Origin of the sequence: Promicromonospora kroppenstedtii DSM 19349, assembly GCF_000515355.1 — a bacterium.
GTDB lineage: Bacteria > Actinomycetota > Actinomycetes > Actinomycetales > Cellulomonadaceae > Promicromonospora > Promicromonospora kroppenstedtii.
This window is the reverse complement of sequence record NZ_KI911656.1, coordinates 14,415-20,629: the sequence shown is the minus strand read 5'-3', so window position 1 is coordinate 20,629 and position 6,215 is coordinate 14,415. Positions and strand designations below refer to the sequence as shown.

The window sequence follows — 6,215 nt, the reverse complement described above, 5'->3', positions numbered from 1 at the left end:
GCGCGGTGGGCGACGAGGCCACGCGGGCCGAGGCGCTGAGCGACGTCGGCCTCGTGCTGGTCGCGGAGGGCGAGCCCGGCACCGCCGTGTCCGTGCTGCAGGAGGCCGTGGGCCTGTGGCGCGGCCTCGCCTGGGCCGACGAGGACCGGTACCGGCCCCCGCTGTGCACGGCCCTGAACAACCTCGGCACGGGGTACTGGGCGGTCGGCCGGCACGCCGACGCCCTCGCCGTGCAGGAGGAGGTCATCGCCCTGTGCGGCCGGTTCCGCGCCGGTGACGCGCCGTGGGCCGACGCCGAGCACGCGCAGGCCCTCCAGAACGCCGGGGTGTCCTACACGGAGCTGGGCCGCGTGGGGGAGATCGAGGCCGCGCAGCGTGCGGCGCTCGAGCTCTACCGCCGGCTCGCCGAGGGCGACCCCGTGCAGTACGAGCCGCGGGTCGCCGCGGTGCTCGGCAACTTCGAGGCCCTCACCGAGAGCGGCCGCCCCGAGGACGCCCTGCCCGCGAACGCGGAGGCCGTGGCGATCCGCCGCCGCCTGGCCGCGCAGCGGCCGGAGCACCTGGGCGAGCTGGCCTGGTCCCTCGGCCAGCTCGGCACCACTCTGGAGGCCCTCGGGCGGTACGAGGAGGCCCACTCGGTGCTGGTCGAGGCGCTGCGGATCCAGCGGCGCCTCGCGGACCAGAACGCGCGCGGCACCCGGGCGGACCTCGCCGCCGCCCTGTCCGCGCTGGGCGCCCTGTACTCCACCACGGGCCGCGCCGACGAGGCCCTGCGGCTGGAGCGGGAGGCGCTGGAGATCCGGCGCGACCTGGCCCGCGAGCACCCGGAGCGGTACCTGCACTACCTCGCGCACTCGCTGTCCAACCTCGGCGTCACCTACGCCCGGCGCGGCCGGTTCGACGAGGCCGTGCTGCTCGAGGAGGAGGCGGTCGGCATCCGCCGGGGCCTGGCGCGCCGCAACGCCCGCTCGCTGAAGTACCTCGCGCAGTCGCTGTCCAACCTCGGCGTGCGGTACGCGGACCTCGGGCGCTTCGAGGAGGCGCTGCCGCCTACGCAGGAGGCCGTCGACATGCTGCGGCGGCTGGTCCGGGACCAGCCGGAGAAGTACCGCACCGGGCTCGCGGAGGCGCTCGCGAACCTGGGCGCGACACTCCTCGACCTGGACAAGGCCACCGAGGCGCTGCTGCCCATGCGGGAGGCGGTCGCGCTGCGCCGCCAGCTCGCCGTGGAGAACCCCGACAAGCACCGCCCCGACCTGGCGCTCACGGTCTCCAACCTGGCCAGCGCGCTGAGTGCCGCGGGCGACAACGTCGCGGCCCTCTCCCTGGCCCGGGAGGCGGTGGAGATGCGCCGGCGGCTCGCCGCCGACCTGCCGGAGCGCTACCGCGCCGAGCTGGAACGGTCCCGCGCGGTGCTGGCGCGGATCGAGGCCGCGATCCGCAACCCGACCACCGTCCGATAGCCCTGCTCCGCGGATGGCGGACAGACACTGCTCAGGCGTGCTGCGGGTGCTCGTGCGCCACGTGCGTGTGCGGCTCGACCTGGAACGTCGAGTGCTCCACCGCGATGTCGAAGTGCTCGGCCACGCACTCCTGGAGCTGGTCCAGGATGCGGGCCGCGTGCCCGTCGGTGAAGCAGTCGGTGCGCACCACGACGTGCGCGCTCAGCACGGGCAGCCCCGTGGCGATCAGGGACGCGTGCATGTCGTGCACGTCCTCGACGTGGTCCAGCTCCAGCAGGTGGGCGCGGACCTCGTCGAGGTCCAGCCCGGGCGGGGACGACTCCAGGAGCACCGAGACGGTCTCACGCAGCAGCCGGAGCGCTCGCGGGAGGATCAGCGCGCCGATCAGCAGCCCCGCCACGACGTCGGCCCGCTGCCAGCCGGTGAACGTGATGACCAGGGCCGCGACCACCACGGCGAGCGAGCCCAGGGCGTCGTTGACGACCTCCAGGAAGGCGGCGCGCAGGTTCAGGTTCGTCGTGCGGCGTCCGGCCAGCACCGCCAGCGCGGCGACGTTCCCGGCCAGGCCGACCACGCCGAAGAGGACGAGCTCGGGCCCGGGCACCTCGGGCGGCGCCACGAGCCGCAGCACGCCTTCCGCCAGCACGTACACGCCCACGACCAGGAGCACGCCCGCCTGGGCGAGCGCCGCGATCACCTCGGCCCGGCGGTAGCCCCAGGTCCGGCGGGCCGATGGCGGCCGCAGGGCCAGGCGGGCGGCGAACAGCGCCATCGCGAGCCCCGCGGCGTCCGTGAGCAGGTGCACCGTGTCGACGATCAGCGCGAGGCTGCCCGTCACGAGCGCCCCGACGACCTGCGCGACCAGGACCGCCGCAGTGATCGCGAAGGCGGCGGTCAGGCGGCCGCGGCCGCCGTCGGGCAGATGCTGGTGGTCGTGGTGATCCACGCCCTCCATCCTCCCAGCCCGGCCCCGTACGGACCCGTCAGGAGGTCTCGGCGAACTGCGTCCGGTACAGGTCGGCGTACAGGCCGCCCGCGGCGAGGAGCTCGGCGTGCGTCCCGGACTGGGCCACCCGCCCGTCGTCGAGCACGACGATGCGGTCGGCCGCGCGCACCGTGGACAGCCGGTGCGCGATGACCAGCGACGTCCGCCCGGCCAGCGCCTGGTCGAGCGCGACCTGCACGGCCGCCTCGGACTCCGAGTCGAGGTGCGCGGTGGCCTCGTCGAGCACCACGATGTCCGGTGCTCGCAGCAGCAGCCGCGCGATCGCCAGGCGCTGCCGCTCGCCACCCGAGAGCCGGTAGCCGCGGTCGCCCACCACCGTCTCCAGTCCGTCCGGCAGCCGGTCGACCAGGTCCCAGATGCGCGCCTGGCGCAGTACCCGCTCCAGGTCGGCGTCGGTCGCCTCCGCGCGGACGAACCGCAGGTTCGCCGCGACCGTGTCGTGGAAGAGGTGCGCGTCCTGGGAGACGACGCCGACCGTGGACCGCAGCGATGCGAACGTCACGTCCCGCAGGTCCTGCCCGGCGATCCGCACCACGCCGGACGTCGGGTCGTACATGCGGCTGACGAGCTGCGAGACCGTCGTCTTGCCCGCCCCCGACGGGCCGACGAGCGCCACCATGGACCCCGCGGGCACCTCGAAGCTCACGTCGTGCAGCGTGTCCGTGGTCGGGTCCTTGCGCTGCGCGGCCACCGACTCCAGGGACGCGAGCGACACGTCCTCGGCCCGCGGGTAGCGGAACGTGACGCCGCTCAGCGAGATCGAGGCCCCCTCGGCGGCCACGGCTGCCCGCAGGTCGACGGCGTCCGGCCGCTCGGCCACCGACGGCTCCAGGTCCAGCACCTCCAGCACCCGCTCGAACGAGACCAGCGCCGTCATCACGTCCACCTGCACGTTCGCCATCGCCGTCAGCGGCCCGTACAGGCGCGTCAGGTACGTGGCCAGGGCCACGACCGTGCCGACGGTGAGCTCGCCCGCGATGGCCTGCAGGCCGCCGAACCCGTAGACGCCCGCCACGGCGAGCGACGCGATCGTGGCCAGCCCCACCCGGAACCACGTGCCGAACAGCGCGGTCCGCACCCCGATGTCGCGGCGCTCGCGGGCGGGTCCGGCGAACCGCTCGGACTCGGCGTCGGGGTCGCCGAACACCTTGACGAGGTGCGCCCCGGCCACGTTGAACCGCTCGTTCATCACCTGGCCCAGGTCGGCGTCGACCTCCATGCCCCGGCGGGTCAGCCCGGCCAGGCGGCGGCCGAACCAGCGCGCCGGGAGGACGAACAGCGGGACCAGCACGAGGGCGCCGAGCGTGAGCTCCCACGACATGGTGAACATCGCCCCGAGCGTGAACGCGATGGTCAGCGTGTTGGACACGACCGTCTGCAGGGTCGAGGTGAAGGCGCGCTGCGCTCCGAGCACGTCGCCGTTGAGGCGCTGCACGAGCGCCCCGGTGCGTGCGCGGGAGAAGAACGCGAGCGGCATGCGCTGGACGTGGTCGAACACGGCGACCCGCAGATCGAGGATGAGCCCCTCGCCGACCTGGGACGACACGAGCCGGTCCGCCACGGACAGCCCCGCGGCCACGATCGCCAGCACGGCGGCCGCGCCCGCCAGCAGCACCACCAGGCGGGTGTCGCCCGCCGTGATGCCGTGGTCGATGAGCCGCTGGAACAGCAGCGGCGTGGCCGCGCCCGCGGCGGCCTCCAGGGCGAGGATCAGCACGAAGATGGTGAGCCGGCCCCGGTAGGGGCGGGCGAAGGAGACGATCCGGCGCAGGGTGGGCCAGCCGAGGCGTTGCCGGGTGACGGACTCGTCCTGCGTGAACGACCGCAACGTGCGGCCGCCGCCCATGCTCCCACCGCCTCCGTGCATGCTCACCGTGGAATCGTCCCACGCGGCCGGGCCACCGGCGGCCACGCGGCATCGTGCACGCGGACGGCGACGACCGTATCGAGGCCGGAGGGTGATCCGGACCACAGGCGTGTTACGCGTTCGCGCTGGGTCGTGATAGAAACCCTCGATCGGGCGTCTATGCAGGTCGCCCCACGAATCGATGGATGAGTCCATGAATATCGACGGGTGGAGTGTCATGCCTGACCTGGAGCCGCAGCGCAGCGGGGAACGGTTGGCGCTGGTCGAGCTGACCGGTGCCGAGGACATGACCGCGGAGCTGCGCAAGCTGCAGGAGAAGTGGGGCCCGGTGGCCCCCGTGGACCTGGAGCCGGGCGTCCCCGGCTGGCTCGTGCTCGGGCACGCCGAGGTGATGGAGGTGATGCGCACCGAGAGCGTCTTCGCGCGGGACCCCCGGCACTGGAGCGAGCGGCTGCCGCAGAGCTCGTCGCTGAACGCGATCCTCTCCCCGGCCGGGCGGCGCGCCCTGTACTACGCCGACGGCGCCGAGCACCGGCGGCTGCGGCTCCCGGTGGACGAGGCCTTCGCCGGGATCGACGAGGCGCTGACGGCTGCCATGGTGCGCGGCGTCTGCAGCGGGCTCATCGACTCGTTCGCGGAGCGCGGCAACGCGGACCTGATCGGCGAGTACGCGGCCGCCGTGTCGTTCCTGGCCGTGTCGGGCATGTTCGGGTTCGACGAGCAGCAGGGCATCGCCCTCCTGCGTTGCGCGCACGGCGTGTTCGGGCACGGCGGCGACTCCGTCTCCGCGCTGGTCACCATGGACCAGATCGTGCTGGACCACGTGGTGGCCACACGTGCGAACCCCGGGCCGAACCTGACCGCCAAGTTCGTGGCCCACCCCAACTTCGACGACGACACGGAGATCGTGCACTCGATGGTGGTGGCGATCTGCGCCGCCAACGAGATGCTCGTGACCTGGATCGCTGCCACGCTGCGCCGGATGCTCACCGACCCGCGGTACACGGGTCGCGTCACGGGCGTGCGGCGCGGGCTGGACGACGCGATGGACGAGACGCTGTGGGGCGAGCCGCCCGTCGCCAACCTGCCCGCGCGGTACGCCGTCACCGACTGCACGCTGGGCAACGCGCAGATCCGGGCCGGCGACGCGATCGTGATGGGTCTCGCCGCGGCGAACAACGACCCGCGGGTGCGCACCGAGGACGACCTGTTCGAGGCGGGCAACCGGTCGCACCTGTCGTTCGGCGTCGGGCCGCACGCGTGCCCCGCCCGCCGTCCGGGGCGGCTGGTGGTGAAGATCGCCGTCGAGAGCCTCATGGAGCGCCTGGACCTGCGCCTGACCGACCCCGACGTCACCTGGGCGCCGTCGCCGTGGTCGCGCTACCCGGCCGTGCTGCCGGTGGCTTTCACCCCGGAGCGCAAGCCCGCGCGGCTGCCCGCCCGGGTCTGAGCCGGCGCTCGCACCACGACGGGCGCGGCTACTCGGCGAGCGAGTCCACGAACTGCGTGCTCACGGACGAGATCTCGGCCCGGGCCTCGTCGTGGGCGATCGTCGGGGTCCCGTCCCCGGGCTGTGGGCCGTAGTCGCCGAAGAACGCGTGGACGGCGCCCTCCACCACGGTGAACGTCGCGTCGGCGGGCAGGACGGCACGCGAGGCCTCGATCTCGGCCGGGGTGGCGAGCCCGTCCTGCGAGGCGGAGACCGACTCGACCGCGACCGTGAGCCCGCTGAGGTCCTCGGCCGGGTAGGAGGCGTACAGGAGCAGGCCGACGGCGGGCGCCACGTCGGACGCCTCCGCGCCGGCGGCGTCCGACGACGCGACGACGCCGCCCAGCGAGTGCCCGCCCACGACCCACCGGTCGGCCTGCGGCACCCGCT

At 74.2% G+C, this 6,215-nt stretch carries 5 protein-coding genes; 2 read left to right on the top strand and 3 right to left on the bottom strand.

The genetic code is table 11. The features are described 5' to 3' along the window. Positions 1-1,463, top strand: a 1,463-nt coding sequence (locus tag PROKR_RS10770; RefSeq protein ID WP_169736383.1) for a tetratricopeptide repeat protein, incomplete at its 5' end; no start/stop codon positions are given. Between the two features lie 31 nt (positions 1,464-1,494). On the opposite strand, the gene PROKR_RS10765 is transcribed toward PROKR_RS10770, so the two are convergent. Together PROKR_RS10765 and PROKR_RS10760 are read right to left on the bottom strand one after the other, a co-directional pair. Next, complete coding sequence (locus PROKR_RS10765) at positions 1,495-2,418, bottom strand: cation diffusion facilitator family transporter (RefSeq protein WP_036963009.1); 924 nt, start codon at positions 2,416-2,418, stop codon at positions 1,495-1,497. A 28-nt stretch (positions 2,419-2,446) separates the two neighbouring features. Next, positions 2,447-4,336, bottom strand: a complete 1,890-nt coding sequence (locus PROKR_RS10760; RefSeq protein ID WP_036963205.1) for an ABC transporter ATP-binding protein — start codon at positions 4,334-4,336, stop codon at positions 2,447-2,449. 193 nt (positions 4,337-4,529) lie between these two features. Between PROKR_RS10760 and PROKR_RS10755 the strand changes: the two genes are divergently transcribed. Further along, positions 4,530-5,786 carry a cytochrome P450 gene (locus PROKR_RS10755; RefSeq protein ID WP_245605793.1) on the top strand — a complete coding sequence of 419 codons (1,257 nt, stop codon included), beginning with the start codon at positions 4,530-4,532 and terminating at the stop codon, positions 5,784-5,786. A 28-nt stretch (positions 5,787-5,814) separates the two neighbouring features. Here the strand turns inward: PROKR_RS10755 and PROKR_RS10750 are convergent. Beyond that, on the bottom strand, positions 5,815-6,215 hold a 401-nt coding region (locus PROKR_RS10750; RefSeq protein WP_245605792.1), incomplete at its 5' end, for an alpha/beta hydrolase.